General features: G+C 45.4%; 20 protein-coding genes and 1 riboswitch. Of the genes, 6 read left to right on the top strand and 14 right to left on the bottom strand.

Annotated elements, in window-relative coordinates:
- Nucleotides 1-63: 63 nt before the first annotated feature.
- From BUA12_RS08955 to BUA12_RS08935, 6 genes are all read right to left on the bottom strand, one after another.
- A complete protein-coding gene (locus BUA12_RS08955) occupies nucleotides 64-399 on the bottom strand; it encodes a DUF779 domain-containing protein (RefSeq protein ID WP_072710261.1) in 336 nt (111 codons plus the stop codon).
- Complete coding sequence (gene exaC / locus BUA12_RS08950) at nucleotides 400-1,920, bottom strand: acetaldehyde dehydrogenase ExaC (protein ID WP_072710260.1); 1,521 nt, start codon at nucleotides 1,918-1,920, stop codon at nucleotides 400-402.
- 133 nt (nucleotides 1,921-2,053) lie between these two features.
- Nucleotides 2,054-3,196 carry a TIGR04053 family radical SAM/SPASM domain-containing protein gene (locus BUA12_RS08945; RefSeq protein ID WP_072710259.1) on the bottom strand — a complete coding sequence of 381 codons (1,143 nt, stop codon included), beginning with the start codon at nucleotides 3,194-3,196 and terminating at the stop codon, nucleotides 2,054-2,056.
- Nucleotides 3,197-3,310: 114 nt separating this feature from the next.
- The gene (locus BUA12_RS08940; protein WP_072710258.1) at nucleotides 3,311-6,319 is read right to left on the bottom strand and encodes an efflux RND transporter permease subunit; all 3,009 of its coding nucleotides are present in this window, start codon (nucleotides 6,317-6,319) and stop codon (nucleotides 3,311-3,313) included.
- Between the two features lie 19 nt (nucleotides 6,320-6,338).
- A complete protein-coding gene (locus BUA12_RS13080) occupies nucleotides 6,339-6,497 on the bottom strand; it encodes a hypothetical protein (protein WP_178138256.1) in 159 nt (52 codons plus the stop codon).
- Nucleotides 6,497-7,087, bottom strand: a complete 591-nt coding sequence (locus BUA12_RS08935; protein WP_072710257.1) for a nitroreductase family protein — start codon at nucleotides 7,085-7,087, stop codon at nucleotides 6,497-6,499. Before BUA12_RS08935 ends, BUA12_RS13080 begins: the two co-directional genes overlap by 1 nt.
- A gap of 156 nt (nucleotides 7,088-7,243) precedes the next feature.
- Here BUA12_RS08935 and BUA12_RS08930 point away from each other — a divergent pair, with 156 nt between their 5' ends.
- A complete protein-coding gene (locus tag BUA12_RS08930) occupies nucleotides 7,244-8,161 on the top strand; it encodes a DMT family transporter (RefSeq protein ID WP_072710256.1) in 918 nt (305 codons plus the stop codon).
- 116 nt (nucleotides 8,162-8,277) lie between these two features.
- Here BUA12_RS08930 and BUA12_RS08925 read toward each other — a convergent pair whose 3' ends face one another.
- A complete protein-coding gene (locus BUA12_RS08925) occupies nucleotides 8,278-8,679 on the bottom strand; it encodes a DUF805 domain-containing protein (RefSeq protein ID WP_072710255.1) in 402 nt (133 codons plus the stop codon).
- A gap of 157 nt (nucleotides 8,680-8,836) precedes the next feature.
- Nucleotides 8,837-8,938, top strand: a riboswitch (purine riboswitch).
- Between the two features lie 77 nt (nucleotides 8,939-9,015).
- Here BUA12_RS08925 and BUA12_RS08920 point away from each other — a divergent pair.
- Nucleotides 9,016-9,600, top strand: coding sequence for a xanthine phosphoribosyltransferase (locus BUA12_RS08920; protein ID WP_072710254.1), 585 nt, complete (start codon nucleotides 9,016-9,018; stop codon nucleotides 9,598-9,600).
- The gene (locus BUA12_RS08915; protein ID WP_072710253.1) at nucleotides 9,600-10,925 is read left to right on the top strand and encodes a nucleobase:cation symporter-2 family protein; all 1,326 of its coding nucleotides are present in this window, start codon (nucleotides 9,600-9,602) and stop codon (nucleotides 10,923-10,925) included. The genes BUA12_RS08920 and BUA12_RS08915 overlap by 1 nt, the downstream gene beginning before the upstream one ends.
- 89 nt (nucleotides 10,926-11,014) lie before the next feature.
- Here the strand turns inward: BUA12_RS08915 and BUA12_RS08910 are convergent, their stop codons facing one another.
- A complete protein-coding gene (locus BUA12_RS08910; protein ID WP_072710252.1) occupies nucleotides 11,015-11,506 on the bottom strand; it encodes a DUF6241 domain-containing protein in 492 nt (163 codons plus the stop codon).
- Between the two features lie 723 nt (nucleotides 11,507-12,229).
- Here BUA12_RS08910 and BUA12_RS08905 point away from each other — a divergent pair.
- The 3 genes from BUA12_RS08905 to BUA12_RS08895 all read left to right on the top strand — a co-directional run bounded on the left by BUA12_RS08905 (nucleotide 12,230) and on the right by BUA12_RS08895 (nucleotide 15,009).
- Entirely contained in the window at nucleotides 12,230-12,697 is a 468-nt protein-coding gene (locus BUA12_RS08905; protein ID WP_072710251.1) for an SRPBCC family protein, read from the top strand.
- 59 nt (nucleotides 12,698-12,756) lie between these two features.
- Nucleotides 12,757-13,203 (top strand): antibiotic biosynthesis monooxygenase family protein, encoded by a 447-nt coding sequence (locus BUA12_RS08900; RefSeq protein ID WP_072710250.1) that lies wholly within the window; start codon nucleotides 12,757-12,759, stop codon nucleotides 13,201-13,203.
- A 402-nt stretch (nucleotides 13,204-13,605) separates the two neighbouring features.
- Entirely contained in the window at nucleotides 13,606-15,009 is a 1,404-nt protein-coding gene (locus tag BUA12_RS08895) for a sugar-transfer associated ATP-grasp domain-containing protein (protein WP_072710249.1), read from the top strand.
- A 130-nt stretch (nucleotides 15,010-15,139) separates the two neighbouring features.
- Here BUA12_RS08895 and BUA12_RS08890 read toward each other — a convergent pair whose 3' ends face one another.
- From BUA12_RS08890 to BUA12_RS08865, 6 genes are all read right to left on the bottom strand, one after another.
- On the bottom strand, nucleotides 15,140-16,417 hold the full coding sequence (locus BUA12_RS08890; RefSeq protein ID WP_072710248.1) for a sugar-transfer associated ATP-grasp domain-containing protein: 1,278 nt from the start codon (nucleotides 16,415-16,417) through the stop codon (nucleotides 15,140-15,142).
- 182 nt (nucleotides 16,418-16,599) lie between these two features.
- Nucleotides 16,600-18,471, bottom strand: a complete 1,872-nt coding sequence (locus BUA12_RS08885; RefSeq protein ID WP_072710247.1) for an ATP-grasp domain-containing protein — start codon at nucleotides 18,469-18,471, stop codon at nucleotides 16,600-16,602.
- A gap of 124 nt (nucleotides 18,472-18,595) precedes the next feature.
- A complete protein-coding gene (locus BUA12_RS08880) occupies nucleotides 18,596-20,203 on the bottom strand; it encodes an acylphosphatase (RefSeq protein ID WP_072710246.1) in 1,608 nt (535 codons plus the stop codon).
- 41 nt (nucleotides 20,204-20,244) lie between these two features.
- A complete protein-coding gene (locus BUA12_RS08875) occupies nucleotides 20,245-21,858 on the bottom strand; it encodes an ATP-grasp domain-containing protein (RefSeq protein WP_072710245.1) in 1,614 nt (537 codons plus the stop codon).
- Nucleotides 21,859-21,891: 33 nt separating this feature from the next.
- Nucleotides 21,892-23,481 (bottom strand): ATP-binding protein, encoded by a 1,590-nt coding sequence (locus BUA12_RS08870; RefSeq protein WP_072710244.1) that lies wholly within the window; start codon nucleotides 23,479-23,481, stop codon nucleotides 21,892-21,894.
- Between the two features lie 175 nt (nucleotides 23,482-23,656).
- The gene (locus BUA12_RS08865; RefSeq protein ID WP_072710243.1) at nucleotides 23,657-25,300 is read right to left on the bottom strand and encodes an acylphosphatase; all 1,644 of its coding nucleotides are present in this window, start codon (nucleotides 25,298-25,300) and stop codon (nucleotides 23,657-23,659) included.
- Between the last annotated feature and the right edge of the window lie 259 nt (nucleotides 25,301-25,559).

The raw sequence follows: 25,559 nt of genomic DNA, 5'->3' as shown, positions 1-25,559 counted from the left end.
TAGCCCAAAAAATAAAACCTGCAGCCCTTTTCAATAAAAGGCGCTGCAGGTTTTCATTGTGAATCATTTCGGTTCGCTTCTGATGTGGAATCTGACGCCTCTCGGCCCCTCCACACTGAACATGCCGCCGTTGCCTTCAACGACATCAACTGTGAGCTTGGTGTGTTTCCAGTATTCGTATTGCTGTCGGTGCATGTAGAATTCAACACCTTCGATTTCCCCGAGCTTCACATCAGCAGGACCGATGATGATCATATCCTTCTTCAGGCACATCGGACTCGATCCGTCACAGCATCCCCCGGACTGGTGGAAGACGAGTTCGCCGTGTTCTTCCTTCAACTCTTTGATCAGATCCTTGGCGGATTGTGTTGCATCGACTGATTTATTATCAGTTGTCATTTAGAAAAATCCCTTAGGTGACTCTCCGTAGCTGATGAGCAGGTTCTTCGTCTGCTGGTAATGAGCCAGCATCATCAAGTGGTTCTCCCTGCCGATGCCACTCATTTTGTATCCGCCAAATGCAGCATGCGCCGGGTAATCATGGTAAGTGTTCACCCATACACGTCCTGCCTGAATCGCCCGTCCGAAACGGTACGCCCTGTTCTGAGATCTCGTCCAGACACCTGCACCCAGTCCGTACATCGTGTCGTTCGCAATCTCGAGCGCTTCCTCATCATCCTTATACGTTGCGACCGCAAGCACCGGTCCGAAAATCTCCTCCTGGAAGATCCTCATCTTATTGTTGCCCTTGAAGATCGTCGGCTCGATGTAATAGCCTTCCCCGAGGTCGCCGTCCATCTCCTTGACATTGCCGCCAGTCAGGATCTCAGCACCCTCCTTCTTGCCGATATCGAGGTAGGACGTGATCTTCTCTTTCTGCTCCTGGGACGTCTGTGCACCCATCATCGTATGTTCATCTAGCGGGTTGCCGACTTTGATCTCTTCGACACGCTTGATGACCCTTTCCATGAACGCATCATAAATGTCTTCATGAATCAGCGCACGTGACGGACATGTACACACTTCACCCTGATTCAATGCAAACATGACAAGCCCTTCAATCGCTTTATCCAGATAGCCGTCATCTTCGTCCATCACATCTTTTGCAAAGATGTTCGGCGATTTGCCGCCGAGCTCGAGCGTCACCGGAATGATGTTCTGGCTCGCATTCTGCATGATGATCCGTCCGGTCGTCGTCTCACCCGTGAAGGCAATTTTATTGATGTCCTGATGCGTCGCGAGTGCCTGCCCCGCTTCCGCACCGAAGCCGTTCACGATGTTGAGGACGCCGGGCGGCACGATATCCTGGATGAGTTCCGCGAAATGAAGGATCGTCGTCGGTGTCTGCTCCGCCGGCTTCAGCACGATGGAGTTGCCCGCAGCCAGTGCCGGTGCCAGTTTCCAGGCTGCCATGAGCAGCGGGAAGTTCCACGGGATGATTTGTCCGACGACACCGAGCGGCTCATGGAAATGATAAGCGACGGTGTCTTCGTCCAGCTGCGAGATGCCGCCTTCCTGGGCACGGATGACCCCGGCAAAATATCTGTAATGGTCCACGACGAGCGGCAGGTCCGCATTCATCGTCTCCCGCACCGCCTTGCCGTTCTCGAATGTCTCGAGCACCGCAAGCTCCTCCAGGTGCGCCTCCACTTTATCTGCAATCTTCAATAACACCATGCTTCTCTCGGCCGGTGAAGTCTTCCCCCATGACTCCTGGGCCTTATGCGCCGCCTTGACTGCATTGTCCACATCCGCCTGCTTTGAACGCGGCACCTGTGATACGACCTGGCCGATCACCGGTGATTTATTGTCGAAAAACTCGCCATCCACCGGATCGACCCATTCTCCCCCTATGAAGTTCTGGTACTTGTCCTTGATCCTGTACTGAGCATTATCTTTGTTCGGAAATTCAAATGCCATTCACTACACCCCTTTGTATGATATGACTCAATTTTATCCGATAAATCTTACAGTTACAATCTTTTTGTATCCGCTTACAAATATATTTTCTGAAAATAAAACCCGGCGGCCGGGGGCCTCCCGGGGTATACAATCAGCTCTGTGGCACATGCTGTTTTTTCTTCCGCCATGCTTTCGGAATATAGACGCAGTATGGTTCGCTTTCCATATAGTCGCCCGTCGCTGCATACGCCCTTGACCTCGAACCGCCGCATACATGCCTGAATTCACATACGCCGCATTTCCCCTTGAACTTGTCGGGGTTCCTGAGGTCCTTGAGAACCGGTGATTCCCTGTAGATTTTCGATAATTTATCGACACGCACGTTGCCGCAGTTCACCGGCAGCAGCCCGCTCGGATAGACATGCCCGATATGCGAGATGAAGACGAAGCCGTTGCCGTCATTGACGCCCTTCGGTGCCCGTCCGAGCCCGTCTATCGTCCCCGTCTTCCCCGCGCTGAGTGCATCCATATAACGGATCTGTGCATCCGGATCTTCATTCTTCCTCATCTGATCCTGGATGACGACGCGGCGGTAGTGCTGTGCTGCCGTCGTCTTGATGTCGAACGGCACCTCATCCTTGATCTTGTTCAGCCATCTGAACACCTGCTCATGCTGGGCCGGGGTGATCATATCCTCATTCTTCCCGCGTCCCGTCGGCACCAGGAAGAACACACTCCAGAGCACGCAGTTCAACTCCTCGACCATCGCCTTCATCTCTTCAAGATACTCGATATTGTAGTTTGATATTACGGTGTTGATCTGCAGCGGCATTCCGAGTTCATTCAAATACCGGATTGCCTGCATCGTCAAATCGAAACTGCCTTCCGTCCCCCTGAAATGATCGTGAATCTGTTTATTATGGCCGTCCAGGCTGAACGCCCAGCGGCTGAGGCCCACATCCTTCGCCCTCTGCATGGCGGCTTTCGTGACGTTCGGCGTCGCACTCGGCGTCATCGACACCCGGACACCCTTCTCCACGGCGTATTCCGCAAGCTCAAAGACATCTTCGCGCATCAGCGGATCCCCGCCGGTGAAGACCAGCATCGGATATTCCATATCAGCGATGTCATCGATCAGCGCCTTCCCTTCGGCCGTCGACAATTCATATGGATTCCGCGTCGTCTGCGCTTCCGCCCGGCAGTGCAGGCAGTGCAGTTCACACGCACGTGTCAGTTCCCATATCACTATGAAGGGCACTTCATTAAAGTCAGGTATTTTAATATTGGGTTTCATTCCGCTCACTCCTCTATATTTCCAATATATATCAAAGCGGGATCTTAAACATATATATTATTTACATCTTTATGAACAAATAAAAGCCGCCTCCCGATGGAGGCGGCTCATCTGTCAGTTTTTATATTTCAGCCTGTAGTAGATCATGTACAGACTCGGTGTCACGATCAGTGACAGTATCGATGAGAACGCGATACCTGCAATGATCGTCACCGCAAGCGGTTCGAACAATGCATCGCCGCCGAGTGCAATCGGCAACAGGGCGATGATCGTGGTGATGGTCGTCAGGATGATCGGCCTCAGTCTTGCACGGCCGCTTTCAATGATCGCTTCATTGATGTCCATACTGTCATCCTTCCTTCTAGCCTCGATGAAGTCGACCAGCACGACCGCGTTCCTCACGACGATGCCGGCGAGTGAGACCATACCCATCACACCCATGAATGAGAGCGGCGTCTGGGTGACGAACAGGCCGATGAATCCGCCGCTGATGGAGAGGAAGATGCTGAATACGATGATGAGCGGCAGCACGAGCGAGTTGAACTCGAATGCGATCACCAGGTAGACCAGCACGACGATCACTGCGAATAAAACACCGATTTCGACAAAGAAGTCCGTCTGATCGGTCGCTTCACCGCCGACCACCGTCCCGGTACTATCCGCGAGATTGTGCGACAGGCCGTCCACAATTTCCTCCACCCGCTCTTCTTCAAGGTTGTAGACTTCCATTGCCACCTGACGGTCTCCATTTTCATGGGCGATGGCCTGGTATTGATTCGTATCGTCCGTTGACACGAAATCTTCAAGCGGGAATGTTTCAGGCTGATCTCCCGAGAATTTGATGATTTCGATGTCTTCCAGAGTGAATTCATCTGCGTATTTCATATTGGACTGCACCTGCTCATCATCGACGATGATTTCCTGGACAGGGACACCCTGTCCCAGCAGATTCAGTTCGTTCTTCACCTGGGAGATGGACAGTTCCGCATCTTCAAGTGCCTCTTCATCGATCGAATAAGTGACCGTATCCACCGGCCGGCCGAGGTTGGATGTCACTATCGCACCTTCACCTTCCAGTGTGCTGCGGATGGTCTCGAGGTCGGCTTCAAGCACACCCAGGTCATCATTGGATAGGTCGAGCGTCACAGGTGCACCTTCAGGCGGCCCCTGTACGATCGTCTCCATGAAGATGTCGGCTTCAGGGAACGCCTCCCTCAATTCCTCCTCATAAGTGTCGATGACTTGTGATGCGCTCATCTGTTCTTTATCGATATACAGTGCAAGCTGTGCCGTATGGCTGCCCGACTGATCCAGGGAAGCACCGAAAAGGTTCGGCAGGCCGTCTCCTGTGAATATCGTGACCCCTTCGAGGTTATCCACAGTCTCATCCAGATAATCGACCACATCATTCGCACGTTCGTGCGTCTCCTCGATCGTCTGGCCATTTTCATAGATGATATCGACCGTCACTTCCGAACGATCCGCTTCCGGGAAGAACTCGAACGGTGTGAATCTGAACAGCCCGAGTGACAGGGTGCTGATGATTAGAACGATGATGAAGGTGATCACCGGGCGCTTTATGAATTTCGGCACCAGCTTGTCTGCATACCAGCCGGATAATCTGGTGAATGTCTTGCCGAAAACGCCCGCATCTTCCGGCACCTTCCTGACAGGTGCGAGATATCTCAGTGCAGGCACGAGTACGAGTGCCAGTACCGTTGAAACGATTATCGTCGTGATCAGTATGCTCGGCAGTGCACGTATGAACTCCCCGTTCGCCCCTGAAAGGAGCAGGAGCGGCGAGAAGGCGAGCACGATCGCAATCGTTGATGCGATGACTGAAGGCGCCACTTCCCTGACACCGTTATACATTGCGTCACTCTTGCTGTCACCATTGACGAGCCGGCGTTCGATGTTGTCATTGACCACGATCGAATCATCGACCAGTATGCCGAGCGCTATGATCAGTCCGATGACGGATATCTGGTTCAGGTCGACACCCATCCACGGCACCGGTATGAGGCCGATCAGGATGGAGAGCACCACTGTGGTCATGACGACTGCAGAGCCGATGAACGACAGTCCGAGTGACGTACCGATGATCACCGCGATGAGGGCAATCAGAAGGGAAATATACAGCCCTTCAAAGATATCTTCGACGTTTTCACGCTCGGATGAAATCACCGAGATGGAGATGTTGTCGTCAAATTGATCCGTATGCTGCTCCACCACTGCTTCGACATCCTCAGAAGTCGAAGGCACATCTTCGCCGGGGCTCAGGAAGACCGTGAATGAAACCGCCTCTTCCCCCATATGTTCGACGATGTCCTCCCTTTCATCCGGGACGCGTTCGATTTCCGCAATATCGGTGAGCAGCGTATCCGCCTCACCCACCCTGATGTTTTCAAACGTCTCAAGCGGGGCGGTGTCCTGGAAGCTCAATCGTATATTCTGCTCATCCTCCACCCGGGTGCCCAGCACGACCGGGGTGAATGACTGATCGATTTCCTGGATGATTTCATCCGGTGTGATCTGCTCCTCCTCCAATGCCTCCCGGTCCAGGTTGATGTTGACCGTCTGGTCATCATAACCTTTGACCGTGACATTGTTGACGCCCTCCATCTGGGTGACGTCGAGAGCAAGGTCCTCCACCTGGCTCCTCAGCCCGTCGAGTCCGTCCCCGTTCTCACTTTGGAATATGTAGCTGATGAGCGGGAATGCGTTGCTTACACTGTCCACCTGGGACTGTGCGGCATTTTCGGGCAGATCGCCGCCCACCTGTCCAAGCAGGTTGTTGATGTCATTCTCCACCTGATCCGGATCGGCATCATCCGTAAGTTCCAGGGTGACCACTGATACATCATCCTGGGAAACGGATGAGACACTTTCCAATCCCTCAATCCCGAAAATGTCACCTTCTATGACGTTGGTGATGTTTGTTTCGACGTCGGCCCTGTCCGCACCCGGCCAAGGTGTGGTGATGTTGATGACATTCACTTCAATTTCGGGTATTTCCCTGTTTTCGATCGTCAGGAAGGTATAGATGCCCATCAGCGCGATGGTGAATATCAAAATGACGATCAGACGGCTGCGTTCGAGTAAAGTTTGAAATATATTCTTCACGTTTTAATCCCCGTTTTCATTAGAGTTCGGCAGTATAGCTCATATACATGCCGACGATGAACAACAACGCCACCCCGATATAGGACGGGATGATCCAGGCTTCAGGAGTGATGGTCATCGTGCCGAGCATTATCACTGTGCCTATGAAAAATAAGACGGTTGCGATTATTTTCCTCATTACTGATTCTCACCCGTGATCCATTCAGTCTTCTCGCGGTGCGGAATCCTTTTGACTTTGACATCTTTCCTCATATCCGATTCACCCAGGAACACCGCACCCAGTATCTCCTCATCCTGGCGCAGCTTGAAGAAATCCTTGACCGGTTCCGCATGATATGCCGCCCCGCTCTTCCAGATGGCACCGATGCCCTTGCTGTGCGCTTCGAGGAGGAGGTTCTGTACGGCAGCCGCCACTGCACATACATCCTCCGTGTAGACGGCTTTTTTATTGTCCAGATCCCTGGAAAGGACGACGATGATGATCGTCGGCGCCAGCATGGGTTTCGCCGCAACCTTCATGATGCGTTTTTCCGCCTCCGGCGATCCCGGGTCATCCGCTTTGGCAGTGGCCCATTTCCTCATGACATCCGACAGCTGCTCCCTGCCTTCGCCCTGCACGACGAAGAATTTCCACGGCTCCGTGAAATAATGGTTCGGCGCCCATGTGGCCGCTTCAATCAGACTTTCGACAGTTTCCCTGTCCAGAGGCTCGGTATCCTTAAAGAGCTTCACACTTCTTCTTGTCCTGATTGCATCTGAAACATTCATTGGTATCTCTCCTAAAATCAGTATCATTCCGTTACTTTACTATATTACTGAATTTGATTCCCATTCTCAACTTGCAGTGTCTGCAGTTTACATTGTTGCCATAAACGAATCCCTCCGATAAACTATCATTATCATACAAAGAAAGCAGGCAATGCCGTGTACTTCCTTATATTGCTCGGTGTCATCGGCGGCATGGCCGTTCCGCTGCAGACTTCCATCAACGGTGAACTCTCCAGATTCTCAAAAGCCGTGTTCGTCACTTCCTTCTATTCTTTTCTTATGGGGACGCTCGCTTTATTCGCCGTGAACATTGTATTGAACACCGGCAAGTTTTCCGCGTCGTTCTTCGGTGCACAGGACTATTCATACATATGGTTCGTCGGTGGACTGATGGGCGTCGTTTTCCTGACGGCGAACATCGTGCTGCTGCCGCGGATCGGTGCGGCGCTAACGGTGATCGTCACCGTCACGGGTCAGATGATCATCGGCATCATGATCGATACTTTCGGATGGTTCGAGGCCGTGCCCCAGCCGTTCCACCCGATGCACCTTGCAGGCGTGATGCTGCTGATTGCCGGCATCATCTATATGAACATCAATAAAAGGCTCGGCGTCGGACGAAGGCACTCACGCGCATGGCTGCTGCTCGGACTCGCCACCGGCATGCTGCCGCCGATGCAGACGGCGGTGAATAGTGCACTCAGCCGGGAAATAGACTCGACGCTGTTCGCCGCATTCATCTCGTTCCTGGTCGGGACGACGGCCCTTTTCTTCATCGCGCTCACCGTCCACCGCAGACTGTCATTACAATTCAAGGTAGACGGCGCTTCACTCAAACCCTGGCACTTTGCAGGCGGGGTGCTCGGGGCGGCGTATATCGGGATGAACATCCTTCTGATGCCGCATCTCGGGGTGACGCTGACGATGATGTCCGCAATCTTCGGCCAGATCATCATGGGGCTTTTGATCGACCATTTCGGCCTCTTCAAACTGCCGAAGCAGCCGATAGATGCAAGGCGCATCATCGCCGTGTCCATCATCGTTGCAGGTATACTGCTGCTGCAGATTTTCTGATCAGCTTTACAACATGACATGCAAAAGCCGTACATCAGGTGCCCCGCCCAGGCGATGTACGGTTTTTTATTGACGGCAGGTATATCAGTCACTCTTATACTTCATCTCCAATATGATTACCGGACCTCTCCACCATTATCGTGGTCCTTATCACCCGGCAGCACTGTGAGTATGAAGCCCGCCATGTTGAGCAGGGCCACGATTGTAATGATTACAGCTTTCATCCATTTTTTCATGAAGTCCATGAAGATCAGCGGCAGCAGCAGGAACGACAGCAGCTGCGGCAGCTGGAACCATCCGGAGACGCCTGCGTCCTGGTAGCGCCTCGACGTCAGGCTGAGTGAAGGCAGGATGGAAATGATGCCCATGATATCCTCCCATCTGCGCGGCATCTTTAGAAGACGGATCAGCACAGTCAACAGAAACATTGAAACGGTGGGTATCCAGTAATCCTTCCTTGTCGCTCTGCCCCTGAACTGAAACGATTTTGCAAAAAAATCCTTCATTGCCTTAATCATAGTATCTTCCTCCGGTCGATCATATTCACTTTAAATTATAAATGATATTCATCCTAAACACGAAAGTTATACTTTTTTTCTAAAATGAAACCGTTATTTCATGGAATATTGACACTGAATGGCCTTGATAAGTTCGTGTTTTGTGTTAATATGAATATCATTAAAATAAAAAGTCGCTCATATAATCGCAGTAATATGGTCTGCAAGTTTCTACCGGGAAGCCTTAAAGTTCCCGACTATGGGTGGGTAACTGCCGTGGTCTGTCTGCACCCGGAGTGTACTCATCTCATGATGAAACGCTCCGGGTGTTTTTAAATATATGAATGAGGTGTCATTGTGGAATTACTGAAGGACAGAATCATTAAAGACGGTACGGCTTTATCGGAAACGGTTTTGAAGGTGGATCAGTTTTTGAACCATCAGATCGACCCGGTGCTTATGGTGGAGATCGGGAAAGAATTCAAAACGCGGTTCGAAGGGGTTAAAATCGATAAAATCCTGACGCTGGAATCTTCCGGCATCGCCCCGAGCGTCATGACGGGACTTGAACTGGGGGTGCCTGTCATCTTCGCAAGAAAGAGGAAATCCCTCACATTGACCGATGGTCTTCTGACGGCGGATGTCTACTCCTATACAAAGCAGGAGACGAACAATATCGCGGTCGCAGAAAAGTTCATCCAGCCGGGAGACAATGTGCTCATCATCGATGACTTCCTCGCAAATGGGGAAGCGGCGAATGCTTTAATACATATCGTCACAAAAGCCGGTGCTGCAGTCGCAGGCGTCGGCATCGTCATTGAAAAATCCTTTCAAAAAGGCGGAAAAGAATTGCGGGAAGCGGGTCATCATGTGGAGTCCCTCGCACGCATCGCCTCGCTCGGGGCCGGGGAAATCAAATTCATGGATGAGGTCCGGAACTGATGCAGCTGTCCAGGATGAAACAAATGTCACTCGGTTTCCAGCATGTGTTGGCAATGTATGCGGGTGCGGTCGTCGTGCCGCTTCTCGTCGGCAGCGCCCTTGGGCTGACTGCCGCACAGCTCACCTATCTGATTGCCATCGATATCATGATGTGCGGCGTCGCGACGATCCTCCAGGTATGGAAAAAGAAATTTTCAGGCATCGGCCTCCCTGTCGTGCTCGGCTGTACATTCACTGCAGTCGGTCCGATGATCGCCATCGGCAACACATACGGCATACCGGCAATTTACGGGGCGATCATCACCGCAGGCCTCTTCGTCATCCTGATCGGTTCATTCTTCAGCAAATTGGTGAGGCTCTTCCCGCCGGTCGTCACGGGCGCTGTTGTCCTCATTATCGGTGTCACCCTCGTGCCGGTCGCGATGAATGATATCGCCGGCGGTCAGGGCAGTGCAGATTACGGCTCGATGACCAACCTTATGCTCGGCTTCGGTACACTCGCGGTTATACTGATCCTGTTCCGTTTCGGTAAAGGTTTCATCAAATCGATTTCGATACTTTCAGGCATCATCATCGGCACCGTGGTGGCAGGATTCATGGGCATGGTCGACTTCAGTGCAGTCGGTGATGCTTCCTGGCTCCATCTGCCGCAGGTCTTTTATTTCGGCACACCCGAGTTCCACCTCGTCCCCATCCTTACGATGATGCTCGTGGTGACGGTCGGGCTGATCGAAGCGACCGGCGTCTACTTTGCGCTCGGCGACATCACTGAGAAAAAGGTCGGAGCAGATGATTTGAAGAGAGGCTACCGTGCAGAAGGTATTGCGATCATACTCGGTGGACTGGTGAATGCATTCCCTTATACGACATATTCACAGAATGTTGGGCTGATCCAGCTGTCCGGTGTGAAGAGCAATCAGATCATTTATATCGCAGGCGGTATGCTCATCCTGCTCGGGCTCGTTCCTAAAATCGGTGCAGTGACGATCGCCATCCCGACATCCGTCCTCGGCGGTGCGATGCTCGCAATGTTCGGCATGGTGATTGCCTACGGCATCAAGATGCTCAGCCGCGTGGATTTCAGCGATCAGAGGAATTTGATGATCGTTGCCGTCTCCGTCGGCATGGGCCTCGGTGTGACGGTTGTACCTGAAATGTTCGCAATCGTCCCTGAAAACCTGAAGGTGATCACCGAAAGCGGCATCGTCATGGGCAGCCTGACCGCCATCATCTTGAACTTCATCTATCATATCGGTGATATGGACTACCTGAAATCAAGGAAGAAAGTAGAAGCGCCGATTGGTGAGCAGGTGACGGATGCCTAAAAAATATTGATTAATAAATAACCCCTCCCCGCCTGCAGTTGGACTGCCGTATGCGGGGAGGGGGTTTAACTTGTAGATTTGAAACTCCGTCAATATGTTGTCCGGTCCTGATAACCCGGGTCTTCTTCCCTCGGTATATCATCGGTTTCCTCGAAATGCCTCTCAATGTAATCCGCTTCTTCCTGTTTTGAAAGCAGGCCATAGGCCTGCCCCTGCACAGTACCATTATCAGGCTGGGCGATCCGGTTATGTACCTCCACGGCATTGGAGAAATCACCATCGCGCCAATCCAGCATCGCTTCATGATAGAAGGTCCGGTCAGCGACATTGTACTGTTCCAAAAGGCTGATGACTTCCTCTATACGATCTTCAGTGATTTTCAGATGCCCCCATTTATCCTCCGCCCTGACTTTCTGGTGGGACATGCGGTGCATCATATCGTAGATTTCCTCCCTGATTTCAGGAGACGGCGACTGCACGTCTTCTTCGAAACTTTCAGCAATTTCCCTGTTCGTCTCATCGGACGTGGAGAGAAAACCAATGAAGATGACCGCCCCGATGACTGTGATTACCAGGGCCACTGATAATACTTTAATGATTGTATTGATAACTGACTCTCCCTTCCAAATTTTTCTTATCATTCAATGAATAAATTTTATCAATTTTTCTATATATGTAAATGATGGATTTCTCTGATCCACCTTATGTTTCATGCGAATAATGAAATAATAAGCATTAATCTATAATCACAGACTAATGCTTTTCCTTAATTCTTTCTACTTCGGCGGTTGAGAGGGATGGACCCCTTTTACGGGAGCTCAAACTTATACATCTACAACGAATCCTAGTCGTTCCGGCCTGTGACTGTAATATTCAGTTAAGGGGGATTTAAGACAGTTCCTGTAAAATTGATGTCAAATGTTTCGTCGTCAGGCAATCACCATCTTCGTCCTGTCCTTTCCAAGCATCCGTATATTCCGGCCCAGCTTATGACCTCCTGTCGAATTGGACAGGACAGTAAGGTAGATAATATTTGATATTGTCTTTCAGCTCCAGGTGGACATTTCAAAGAATGTTTTTCAGCAGGGACGGAAAAAATGACTTGTTTCACTATGCTTTTTATATTTTGCCCGTGTTTCCCTGCTTTTGCATATAATGAATAACATACCACCCCTCCGCGCGTTTCAATATATGAACGGAGGGGAATCATTACACAAAGCTTCATGACAAGAATGCTCCGGCATAAGCCCCGTCGCCGGCGCTATGATATTATGGAAGTGAATTTGAAGAAGGAGTATACTAATATGAAAATGTACACTTTGACACGGTATCAAAAATTGCCAGTCGCCCCGGAGGAAGCATGGGAGTTCTTCTCCAACCCGCAAAAGCTTGAAGAAATCACCCCGGGAGATATGCCCTTCAAGATGATTGGTAATGATTTTCCAGGCATGTACGCCGGTATGATCATCCAGTACAATATCGAACCCTTCCCCAAGTTTCCCGTCAAGTGGATCACCGAGATCACACATGTTAAGGAGGGGAAGTATTTCGTCGATGAACAGCGCTTCGGCCCGTTCAAATTCTGGCATCACCAGCACCATTTCCGTGAAATTGAGGGCGGTGTGGAAATGATTGATACAGTGAATTACATCCTCCCTTTCCAGATCATCGGCCGCGCCGTCCACAACGCGGTGGTGGAGAAGCGGCTCGAAGAAATCTTCGACTTCAGATATGAATCGCTGAAAGACCATTTTGGTGAAATGAACGATTAATTCAGCTTGGCACTGTGAATTCTGCTAGAATTTTTTAATAAAGATGGAGGTATGGCTTGATGGAAATCATGATGAAACACCCGGAAAGCGGGAAAAACATTGAATTAAAGGAAAATGGGACAAATATTAAAATCGGTGGCGAAGAATATGAAGTCATCGACCAGAACGGCAGCCTTGAAAACAGCGGCGTCATCGTCCTGAACTGCATCCCTGTAAAACCGGAAGGGCGCGAGAAGTTTGAAGCGAGATTTTTAAACCGTCCAAAACGTATTGAAAATGAAGAAGGCTTCCGGGCAATCAAAGTCTCGAAGCCACTTCATGGCGATACATACATCGTCGTCACACAATGGACGTCAGAGGAGGCCTTCAGGAACTGGCAGAATTCGGAGGCCTATTCACACGCACATAAAAAACGCGGTACCGAGAAAGGACTCGACCGCGAGATAGGCGTTTTGAAGGAGAAGCCGTATCATGAGGTTTATGAAGTTTCAGGAAATCAAGCGTAACTCCTCCGGAATCTGACAAATATGTTATGTATATATATTAGCCAGGAAAATAATATTTTAGAAAATCTGGTTTATATGATGAAAGGTGAAGCTGGAACATTCCGGCTTCATCTATTTATATTTAATTCACCTTCTTTTTTCCATAATTCGTACTCACTTTCCTACATATAGTTATAACAAAGAGAAACGAGAATTAAATACAATTGCTCTTCATATTAATTCCTATATAAATTACTATATAATAATATTGACAGAAAAAAGTTGAAGTACGTTTTGAGTGCTGCTCCCCCCTTGAGTTTAGTTAAGGTAACTCCGTAAAAAATGAAGTGAGATTGCCCTCATTACTTATTAACTTTAAAATATTTGCTTAAATAAATTATGGTTTAGAAAGGATTCATACTCATGAGTAAATTACTAACTGAGAAAAAAGTTGATTTGAATAATAAAGATCAATTTAAAAAATTAGGCGTAAATGCTACATCGAGAGCTTTTAAAAGATATAAACAGAAGGGTCTTTTAGAAATTGTAGATAAAGACCACCTTGAAGAGGTACAAGCATTTTATAAAACACACCTGAACCGAACTATTGACCCTTTGTCCCACATAGTTTTTTCAAATTTCACAGGTAAAAAAGACATCAGAATCGTTCCCCGCAATATACTTCGAGAAGTATTATTACCTCATTTTAACGACCGTGGGATGATAGATGCTTATGCTGATAAAAATAGCTATGATATCCTCTTTCCGGAATATAGACAAGCACACACAGTGATTAAAAGGGTCCGTGGCCAATATTATGCCAACCAGACTCGTCATATCACGAGGAAAGAGGCTGAAGATATAGTTTTAAATGATAGTAAGGAGTATATACTCAAAGGCAGCGATACGGCAAACGGTCACGGTATCTCAAAATTAGATATAGAAAATGACTCAATAAATAGAAAAGGCATTCCTTTGACTTTCAATCAGATAGAAAGTGAATATGGAAACAACTTTTTAATACAAAGAGTTGTTGAACAACACAGTATGATGAAAAAAATTCACCCTAGTTCAGTTAATACCTTAAGAATGGTGACTTTAAGGTGGAATAACAAAATTCATAATTTATATACTTTTGCGAGATTCGGAGTTGGTAATGATGTAAAAGACAATGCTCAACAAGGAGGACTCATAGTTGGTGTTGAAGATGATGGTCATTTCAAACCATTTGGAGTAAGTAATTATGAAAAGGTGTACGCACACCCAACTACTGACGTAGAGCTCAGTGAATTAGGCCGTATTCCAAATTACGAATTATTCAAACAGACTGTGAGAGATTTACATGAAAAGATTCTTCACCATGATTACCTTTCTTGGGATATCGTGATAGGTGTAGATGGAAAACCTACATTTATAGAGGTCAATTTTTTTGGAGGGACCATTTTAAACCAACTTGCTTTAGAGAGGCCGATTTTTGGGGAATTAACTGAAGAAATATTTCAGCACGTTATTGCCTCAGAAAGTTCTCCATCGCTTAGAAATGTTGAGATACGATCAGATAGACCACTGAAGAAGAAATATGAGCGATTAGAGCAAAGGAAGAAAACTTTAACTAAAAACTATGAAAAATTAAAAGCTTCTCACCAGCAATTAGAAGAAGAATATCAAGACTTAGCAAATGAATATGATAAACTATTAGCCAAAAGTCGCAATGATACCAAAGACTTTATGAATATGAAAAATGAGATAAAAGTGTTGGAAAGTGAACTAAGGAGAATAAAAAACAGTAAATCATGGAAATACACATCCTTTTTCAGAAAGAAATAACTTGATTTAATCCCTCTACTTTTAGTATGCTTCAGCTCAGGTCATTGAAAAAAATTATCACCTTTCTGTTCAGATAGACGGAGCCGGATTATCCGGCTCTTTTTTTCACCTTTTTATACTAATCGGTTCTTTATTTCTTATAAAAAGTGATGAGGCTACTTATCCTGGAAGCGTAGCGCCATCTTTTACTGTTCCTCAAACGTTTGATTTCAGCTTCTTTCTGCTCCAGATGCTTCTGTAGTTCTTTGTTTCGCTCTTCAAGATTTTTGATTTCTTTTTGTGCTTCCCTTCTCCTGTCCTTACGCATCAATACCGGCGCAGTCGTATCCATCTTTTCCCTCACATATTGGAGTACTTCTTCCGTGTGCTCCCCTAATGCAGGTTTTCGGGTGATCAGCTGACCGATCCAGAGCGGACCTGTAAAATTCGATTCTATAAAAACAGGCTTGCCATCTTCTCGTATGGCAATATCCCAAGAGATATAATTAAGGTGAAGAATATTTTTATGGCAGTCAACAGAAAATTGTTTTATCCCTTCAAAATCCGGCAGCGGCTCAAGATCTGCAAAGCAAACACCTGTTGTCGGATGGTGGGTATAAGTCTGCATCCTGTCATCCAATGCGACATCATAAAATTCACCCGAATCCTTAATCCCAAGACACAGACCTCCTGCACCCATATTATCCTTCACGTCATTATCGATGCCGTACCTTGCCAAAGAAGAAATATAGAAGACCTCATTGTTCCACCGCATCGTGTACATTCTTAACGTGTTGACTGAGGATGGGTGGGGAAGAGCCATTACTTCATGCTGTTTTATCGCTTTTTGAATGATAAAGTCTTTTTTGTATATCCTCTCAATCCTCTGAACTTTCACCGCTTTTCCATTTAAATATAACTTTCCATTTTTGAATCCAAGTTTTTTAATCTTCTTCCCGTTGTTCGTTCTGCTTGGTTTAACGATAAGATCAGTTTCTGCACCTTTTAATTTTTTTTCTGCCGTTTCGATGTCGATACTTTTGTTATCCTCATCAAAGTAATGCCCTTTAATGTTTTTTATTACTGTCTCAGCAGATCTCGGGGGATTTATGAAAATATCGTAGAGATTTTTATCCACATAACTCGGAGCCATATCGTAATCATTCAAAAAAGGCAGGATTTCCCGTCTCATGATCTGGTTGGGTACTATTTTTACATTTTTTTCACCTGTAAGGTTCAAAAGAGCAATATTAAGTGTGGGATCAACCCTTCGACCGTAGTTCTTTTCCCAATACTGCTGGACCTCTTCCACGAAAGTCTCGTCAATATCGTTTAATAACCCGCTGCTTTCACACATTTTAAAAGGTATGGTATTTGTTTTCAGCCCCAGTTTCCTGTAACCATGCCTTTCCTGCCCCTGTATTTTCATATACAATGCCTCCACTTGAGAATTTATACATACTAAGTTATGATGCCCTGCAGTCCTAATAATTATAATTTTATTTTCAATGCAATGCAAGCGCTTACACATGAGTCTGCATCTTAACGTTGTTATCACTATATTAAGAAAACACCTCTATTCCATAAGTTACTGGATGGAGGTGTTAAGAATTAACCTTTTTTATTTCTTTTAGTGATATTATACTTTCGAAGTGGTTTTGTGATCTTCCATGACTTACTGTTCACAATACCTTTATACTGTTTCCACAGCTTGTCGTAATTTCTTTCATATTTCTTCTTCTCCAGTGCAGCATTTTCTTTTTCTTTACTTAATAAGTTTTCTGCACTGATCCGTGCGCGTTCATTTTCTCCTAATTCAAGAGTAAGACTTTGAATCCTTTTCTCATGTTTGGAGATCTTGGAGGCTAGCCCCTTTTCTTTTTCCTTGTAGTCCCGCATCGTCTCCTGCAAAGTTTCAATTTCGCCCTGAAGTTCTTCTATTGTTTTAGTTTTGACTTTTAGTTCTGCAGTCTGATTTTCTATCGTCTCATTTTTTTCCAAAAGGACTTTTTTATAATTATCGTTTTCAGTGTCCAGCTTATCGGCCAATTCCTTAAGGGATTCTTTCTTGATTATAAAACCTATATTTACGGATTTTTCCCAAGTTTTTTCCTGCATATTGGAAATTTTAAATGCCTCAGACCCCTTATTTATGTCCTCCTGAAAATCTTTCATGATTTCCTGAGTTGAAGTGGCGGCTACCACCTGATAGGTATGTGCATTGATTTTTTTGATATAGCCGTGGACACCTGATTTTAATGCCTTTAATCTGATATGGCTCAGGAAATTGCCTTCCTTTTCATTGAGTTCTATAAGATATTCCCTGGTATGATATGGCTTCACATCTCTCAATGGTTCGAGGTCAACATGTTTCACCGCCAAATTATTTAAAGGCGCGACGACTGAATCAAAATCAAAATGGAGATTACTTCTTTCAATATCTTTTGTTTCCGGGAAGTATAAGTCCACGATTGGTTTAACGACATCTCGAGCTTTTCCTTTTATAGGAAAGACATGTAAGCCGATCATCGGTTTAGTATTTATCTCAATAAAAACAGGCTCCCCTGTTTCCGGTTCGACGATTATATCCAACCCCGCTATATTCAATCCCGGTATCGACTGGGTTGCCTTTTCAGCTGCTTCAACTACTTTTGCCGGAACTTCATCGGTTATTTCAATTGGATCTCCTCCGGCGGAAATATTTGATTTCGACCGTAAGTATAGCTGTCTTCCTTCTTCTAAAACACTTTCCAAAGTATAGCCTTCATTTTCGATGATTTGGAGAACCTCTTTATCCAACTTGATCTTTTTTTTCGATATTGCCGGGTTGTCCTGCTTACTTTTATTCTTCTTCTTTATCAGGGTCTCTATATCATCTTGACCATTGCCAGTAATATTAGCCGGCGTTCTATTGACCACGCCTTCTACTTTACCATTGACGGTTAATATCCTGTATTCAACACCAGGTATATATTCTTCAACAAGAAGCTGTTCATACCCTAGATCGTTATGCAGATAGTCAACGATCTCAATGAGATTTTCAGCAGAATCAACATTGGAGAAGACGCCTTTCCCGGCATTTTCATCCAAAGGTTTGACGACGACTGGAAATGATAAGGAAGAGGCAAAATTGATGATGTCTTTTTTATCGGCAGAGCGCGTAAAAACTTTTCCTTTTGGAAATCTGACGCCTGCATACGAGATATATTTCTTCGTCAAGTCTTTGTATTCACAGACATCAAAAGCTTCCGCAGACAGCTTGTCCCCTAATGAGGACTCAAAATAATGTGTCCTGCCCCCATATTCCAAAGAATAACGGACTAATACCTTATTATCCGGATTATCAATAGTATAAAATTTCACTTCGATACCGCGACGCCATGCTTCCAATGCAATCAGAGACATGCTTAATTTATTGCCATAACCCTCGGCAGGTATTGCTTCTTTCAAGTGGTCGAGCCACTCTGAGTTTTCGATAGCCATTCAATGACCCCCATCCTGGATATAAAACATTGTTATTTTAAGATAGACCATGTTAAACCTGTCAGGCATCTCTAAATTCCAGTTTCATACCTTTGCGTTCAATTTAAGAGATTAGTCATAATATTTATTTCTTACCTGTTATAAGCTTGTAGACTTTCCTGAGCGGGGCGGTGATTTTCCAGGCTTTCCTGGATTTGAACCTGCGGTATCTTGCTATTAATTCTTCATTCCGCTTTTCAAGATCCTCATTGACTTGTTGCAGGTTTTCAATTTCTTTTTCAAGTTGAAGGGGAGTAAGATCAGTTTTCCTTTTTTTAATTTCAAAGAAAATCTTCACCGGTTTATTCCATTCCTGCTCATCAATCGCTATGACCTCTACATAATCAGGTCCTTTGAAACATTTTTTCACAAATTTCTCCACTGCCAACTGGTCGGTACCGGCTACAATAACCAAAACCGTCCCATCTTCCTGATTTTCAACATAACCATGCAGGTCCTTGTGTTTCGCCTGCTGTTTTACCCAGTTACGGAAACCGGGAACAATGACATTACCTGACAGGATCAATTTTTTACCGTAAAGAGGTTCAGGCGTGATTGTAGTGATATCCACTGAGGATGCAGTCCGGTTTTTGATGGGTTCGAGAGCCGCATCAAAATCAAAATATAACCATGATCTCTCTTTATCTTTTGTCTCGGGAAAGTAAAAGTCTATAATCTCCTTGGCAAAGTCCCTTGGAGTACCTTCCATTGGGAACAGGTGACCTCCAAATCCGGGTCTCGCATTGACCTCCAAAATGACACCACGGTCATTTTCTTCGTCGACTATCATATCCACCCCGTAATGCTGCAGTCCCGGTATCGCCCTTCCAACATTTATGGCAATATCTTTAAGATTATCAGTCAGTTTATCGGTGACATCGATGGCATCCCCGCCCTTCGAAAGATTACTCTTCTCCCGAAGGTAAACCCTCTCATCTTTCTCAGGCACTGTGCTTAATTTATACCCTTTACGCTGGAGCATGGCCCTGATTTCTCTATCAACTTTAATCAATCTACTGGTTAGATGGGGATTTGTCATCCTGATTTCATTAGTCTTTTGAATGAGTTCTTTTATTGTATGCCTGCCGTCGCCTAAAACACTCGCCGGGCGGCGTATCATGGCCCCGAGTACCCGGTCCCCGATCACTACAATCCTGAACTCCCTTCCCGGAACGTAATCTTCAAGGATCACTTCATCAAAACCGAGTTCTTCGCGTACATGCGGGATGATTTCAGCCAATTCCTCAACAGTCTGAATATTGGCAAATACTCCATTCCCCGCATTACCGTCAGTCGGTTTAAATACAACCGGAAAATTCATGGTTGCTGCATAAGCTAAAATATCTTCATCCGTATGTTTTTCATCGAACATCTTACCTTCAGGCACAGGGACAGGTATTTCAGCATTCCTTAAATAATCTTTAGTCGTTTCCTTGTTATCACAAATATCAAAAGCTTCCTTTGTCACTCCGTCACCCATCGACAGTTGAAAATAGTGGGTTTTCTCTCCATTACTCAAAGAATAGCGGACTTTCAAAAGATTATCTTCGTCAAAGTAACTGTAGTATTTTAAATCCAGTCCTCTGCGCCAGCCTTCCAAAGCGACCGTATAAGTACTGATCCTCTTGCCCTGTCCGGCCGGCGGCACGGCACCTTCATGATGGGGCATCCATCTAAATTCACTTTCACTCATTATAAAGTAACCTCCACACTTCTATTGCTCAAACCATTCTACTACTTCATCCGCCTTGCTGCCACCTTGATTTTAGCGACACTCATTCGTATTGGATATGACAATTTCCAGGAATGACTTTTTTGCATCAAGTCAATTCTACGCTTTATTCTTGCTTTTTCCCTGTTTATGACACTTTCAATTTCTCTGATGCCCTTGATTTCTTTTTTCAAATCTGCCAAGCCCATTTCACTGGTCTTATCCAATAGCCTGAAGCCCGCCAACACAGGTGCTTCATATTTATCGACAGCTGTCAGTTCCAGACCATTATGGCCTGTTATATCTTTCAGCCTGGCTGTAGCTTCCTCCACCCCTGCTTCGGTTCCTCCGCCAAGGACAAGCTCAGATTCACTGTTACTCAGCACTCGCAAATAACCATGTAGTTCGTGTGCATTGATTACTTTTTCTATTTTGCTGTAAATGGATCTAACATCTTTAGCTCCCTCGATGACCATTCTCTTAGATATGAGAGAGCCCGGATAAGGTCGGATCTCAATCTCTTCAACAACCTTCTCTTTGAGAGTGTCCAGGACATTTTTAAATTCAAAGTAGACAACCGACTCTTCGGTATGTACACCTTTTGTTTCCGGTATATAGAAATCCACTATTTCCTTAGGTATATCTTTAGCTGTACCTTCGACCGGGAAGAGGTGATTGCCTATCCCGGGACGGGTGTTGAGTTCCAATATCACTCCGGAACCAGTTTCATCATTCAGAATCATATCCACACCGCATTGAACTAAACCCGGTATCGCTTGAGTTGCCCTGACAGCAATATTTTTCTGTTCTTCAGTAAGTTCATCCAAAACATCCACTGATTCCCCACCTCTGGATAAATTACTGATTTTCCGTAATAATACTCTTTCCCCTTTTTTGGGGATACTTTCCATTGTGTGTCCTTGAAGCCTGATATTATTATATACTTCCTTGTCCAGTTTAATCGGACGGAAGTAAAGGCTGGGCACCTTTTTCCTCAGTTCATTTTTTTGTATGATCAAATTTTTGATAGTTGAGACACCATCCCCAAGAATATTAGCCGGCCTTCTGTTTGAAGCCGCCAGTACTCTGCCATCCAATACATAGATGCGGATTTCATCACCGGTCACATATTGTTGTAGAAGGATATTTTTGTAGCCCAGTCGGTTTTTTACAACATTTAAAGCATTTTTTAATTCTTTTTCACTCTCAATCCCCGCGATGACCCCTCTTCCCGCTTTTCCATCGGTCGGTTTCAGGACCAGCGGATAATCTATTGTTTTGGAATAGGAGATGATTTCTTCGTCTGATGCTGCTTCACCAAACTCTTTTCCCTCGGGTATAGGTACATGAGCTTTTGACAAATACTCATTGGTTAAACCTTTGTCATCACAAATGTCTATAATTTCATCAGTAATCAGATGACCACTCGAGCCTATGAAATGGTATGGATTTCCATCATGATACAGAGTGCACCCGATTCTTTTGCCCCCCTCATGCTTAGAGTTGAAGAAGCTTACCTTCAAGCCCCTTCTCCACCCTTCCAATGCAATTGTATACAGGCTGGTATGGTTTTTACGTGCCGCAATAGGTATGGCATCTATCAGATGTGGCAACCAGCCTTCCTGTTTGAAATCCATATCGAAAACTTCCTTTCAAAAACAATCGCTCATCTAATTTCGATTGTTCTTTCTCATTTCCCCAATTTTCCTCAGAGGTCCTGTGACTTTCCACGATGTACTCTCTTTTAATTTAGCGATTTCTTTTTTCAGTCTCTCGTTTTCTTTAATCAATCTTAAATTTTCCTTTTCATAACCGCCCTGGGTTCCACTCGATTGACCTCGCATTTCCTCAACTGCTTCAAACTTATACATGAGTAAAGTGTCCCACTTGTTTTCATCGATGATTTCTGCCTTGATCTGTGGAAGTTTCGTCAACATCTCCAGGTAACTCTCCACCCGTTTCCTTGGGCCGGCGACAACCAATTTATACTTTTGATGGTCCAACTGCTGAAGATGACCACCAAGCCTGTGACCGACCGCAGATCTGAAGATCCGGTTCTTAAAAGGCTCTGCATCACCCGTGATTATTATGTGCTTATTTACAATATTCTTTTTCGGAAGTGGAGGTAAAGTGACTTCTTTCACTATACCCTTCCTGAGAAAATTGACGATACTTTCGAAATCATAGGTGAAATACTTATTTATCCCCTTTTCAATTCCTGTTGTCTCCGGGAAATAATAATCGATGATCGCTTTTGGCACATCTCTGCTTTCACCTTGAACCGGAAAAAGATGGCCGCCGATATTAGGTCTGCAATTGACTTCCAGGACATAGTTTTGATCTTTTTCCTGATCCATCATTATATCCACTCCGGCCAGTTCCATCCCAGGGATATGTTTGACTGCATTGACTGCCGTTTCTTTAAAGTCTTCCGTTATTTCATCAGTTATATCCACAGTTTCTGAATTATCTTTGGCAAATGTACTGTCACTTAAATATACCTTCTTATCCTTTTTAAGTACAACATCCATATCATACCCCTGATTGCTGATGTAACTTATGAGGTCATCATTAATTTCAATCAAGTTGTGGCTTAAATGCGGGTTGATGCTGCGGTATCTGTTTTTCTTTTCAACCAGCTCTTTGATGCTGCTTTTACCATCCCCGACTATGTTGGCAGGAACTCTCTTAAAAGCGCCTATGACTTCCCCACCGACAACATAAGACCTTGTATCACTGCCTCGTGCATGACGTTCAATAATTATATCATTATAACCAAGTTCCGAGTGAACATAGTCCAGTGCTGAAGTCAATCCGTCGACATCATGGATATTCGTCCTCACTCCAATTGCAAGGCTGGCATGCGCAGGTTTTACGATGACGGGATAGCCAAGCTGATCTGCATAGCTGATCACTTCCGTATAATCTGCGTCCTGAACGTTGATCACTTTACCTTCAGGCACCGAAACACCCGCTTCTGAAAGGTGTTTCTTTGTCAGCTCTTTACTTTTACCGATTCTTCTTGCCTCTCTTGAAACTTTATCGCCCAGTGAAAGCTGGAACCTGAACTCTTCCCCTTTATAGGATAATACATACCTGATTTTAATCTGATTCTTAACATAAGCAGTTAAAAACTTAACCTTGATGCCCCTCCTCCAAGCCTCCAGGACTATACTGTGCATGATTAAACTGGGGCCGTGAGCTTCCTCAGGATAAGCCTTCATTATATCTTCCGTTAAATCGAGTTCTTCTGTCCTCATAATGCCACTCCTTTTCAGCCATCCCTGATATTAGCAATGATGGACTGATTTCTCGTATATTAAGTTAAATTATAATACTAAATCAATCATTTATAAAACTTTTCGTGAAAGCGGCTGGTAACGTAATAACCCCGATCCTGTAAATGATCGGGGTGGACTTTTTGATATTGGGGGTTCAATGGGAATTTTTAGTGATACGCTGATACATTTTCTTTATAGTTCCGGACACTGTTCTGACAGGTCTAGTCAATTTCCATGCCCGGCTGTTCAGCATGTTCGAATACTGTTTTTCCAATTTCTTCAATTCTTTTTTCGATGACTCAAGGTTTCTTTGGACGGTCTTATAGTTGTTCAGTAACTCCTTATATTCACCTTCAATTTCAAATCCAATTTTTATCGTTTCATTATAGTTTTCTTCTTTTACTTCGTTGATGTTGAAGCCCCCGTCATTTTCCAGCAAAATGTCCCGGAATTGATGTACCAGTTCTTGGTCTACCCCTGCCACCACTATCTCAAGACTCTCGTCGGGTTTAAGGCTGGCAAAGCCATGAAGCCCGGAAGCTTTCGCTTTTGATTTGATCCATTTATGAAACACAAAGGATTTAACGTCTCCGTGAATGATAAATTTTCTGGTGTGAATCTCATCGTAATCAAACTGAACGACCTTCGTGTTGTATGCAGTTTTATCCTGCAGGGGGGTGAGCACTTCTCTATAATCAAAATATACTATTGATGTTTTCCTTAAAGCATCTTGGGTTTCAGGGAAATAATAATCAATAATTTCTTTCGGTATGTCCCTCGCCTGTCCCTCAATAGGATAAAGGAGTCCTCCCAAATTGGCTGTCGGATTCAATTCTATGATATATGGCTCTGATGTCTCCTCATGGACGATCAAATCGACTGCGCCGTGGCTTAACCCGGGTACAGCCTGCAACGCTCTTACTGCCGAGTCTTTGATACCATCGGATAAATCATCAAATGCATCTACCGGATCTCCGCCAATAGAGATATTCGTTTTTTCAGTGAGGAAAACCTGCTCACCTGTGTCCAAGACTGAATCTAAAAACAAATCCTGTGTTGATAAATACCGTTCAACTTCCTCATCAATAATGATTGGACAGCTCCTCAACCTGGGGTTGAGCGCCCGGTCACCATTCTTCCTTTGTATTAATGATCGGACAGTATGCTCACCGTCACCAGTCACATTCGCGGGAATCCTGTTCATGGCCCCGACCACTTTGTCTCCCACGACATAAATGCGGTACTCTTTACCTGGAATATACTCTTCCAATAACACATTGGAATAATTTAATTTTCCTCTTACGTATTCCAAGGCCTCTTTCAGCTCGTCGTTGTTTTTTATATTAGTGATGACCCCTTTACCGAAGCTTCCGTCAGTAGGCTTGAGGACAATGGGAAACGACATTCCCGAAGCATGCCTTAAAATCGCTTCATCTGAGGTTTCTTTAGTAAAAATACTGCCCTCAGGCATTTTTATCCCTTTGTGTTGAAGTAACTCCTTGGTGCTTTCTTTATCACTGCCGATTTCCACAGCCTCGTTGGTCACTTTATCCCCACGGGACCTGAAGAAATAATGGGTTTTGTCGTCAGATTCCAAAGAGAATAATTGGCCGGGTTTATCTACAAACCATGTCTTCATTTCAGGGAACTTTCCGGATTCCTTAACATGCCATTTCAGAGTCAGCCCTCTTCTCCAGCCTTCTAAAGCCACTACATAAGCATCCAGGTAATTACCATGAGCTTCTGAAACTATTTCCCCGGATAAATGTGGGAGCCATTCCGCAGACTTCTCTCGCATTTTATAATCTCCTTTGTAATACTAATTACGGACACCTAACAGAATATATACAACCTTTAATCATGACTTAGCACAAAGCAGGCAGCTTTCATGGGGAAAAGTGTCCTATATCAATACGAATCTATTAATTCACTATTCAAACAAGAGGTTTTAATTAAAAGGGTATATCAATTTTAATAATGATTTGTCTCACTTCCCAAAACAGAAAAAAATCGGAAATGAAAATATATATAATATCCTAACCATAAAAAGAATAATG

This window comes from Lacicoccus alkaliphilus DSM 16010 (genome assembly GCF_900142805.1).
GTDB classification, from domain to species: Bacteria; Bacillota; Bacilli; order Staphylococcales; family Salinicoccaceae; genus Lacicoccus; species Lacicoccus alkaliphilus.
The sequence above is the reverse complement of the archived record's forward strand: the minus strand, read 5'-3'. Positions and strand labels throughout refer to the sequence as shown.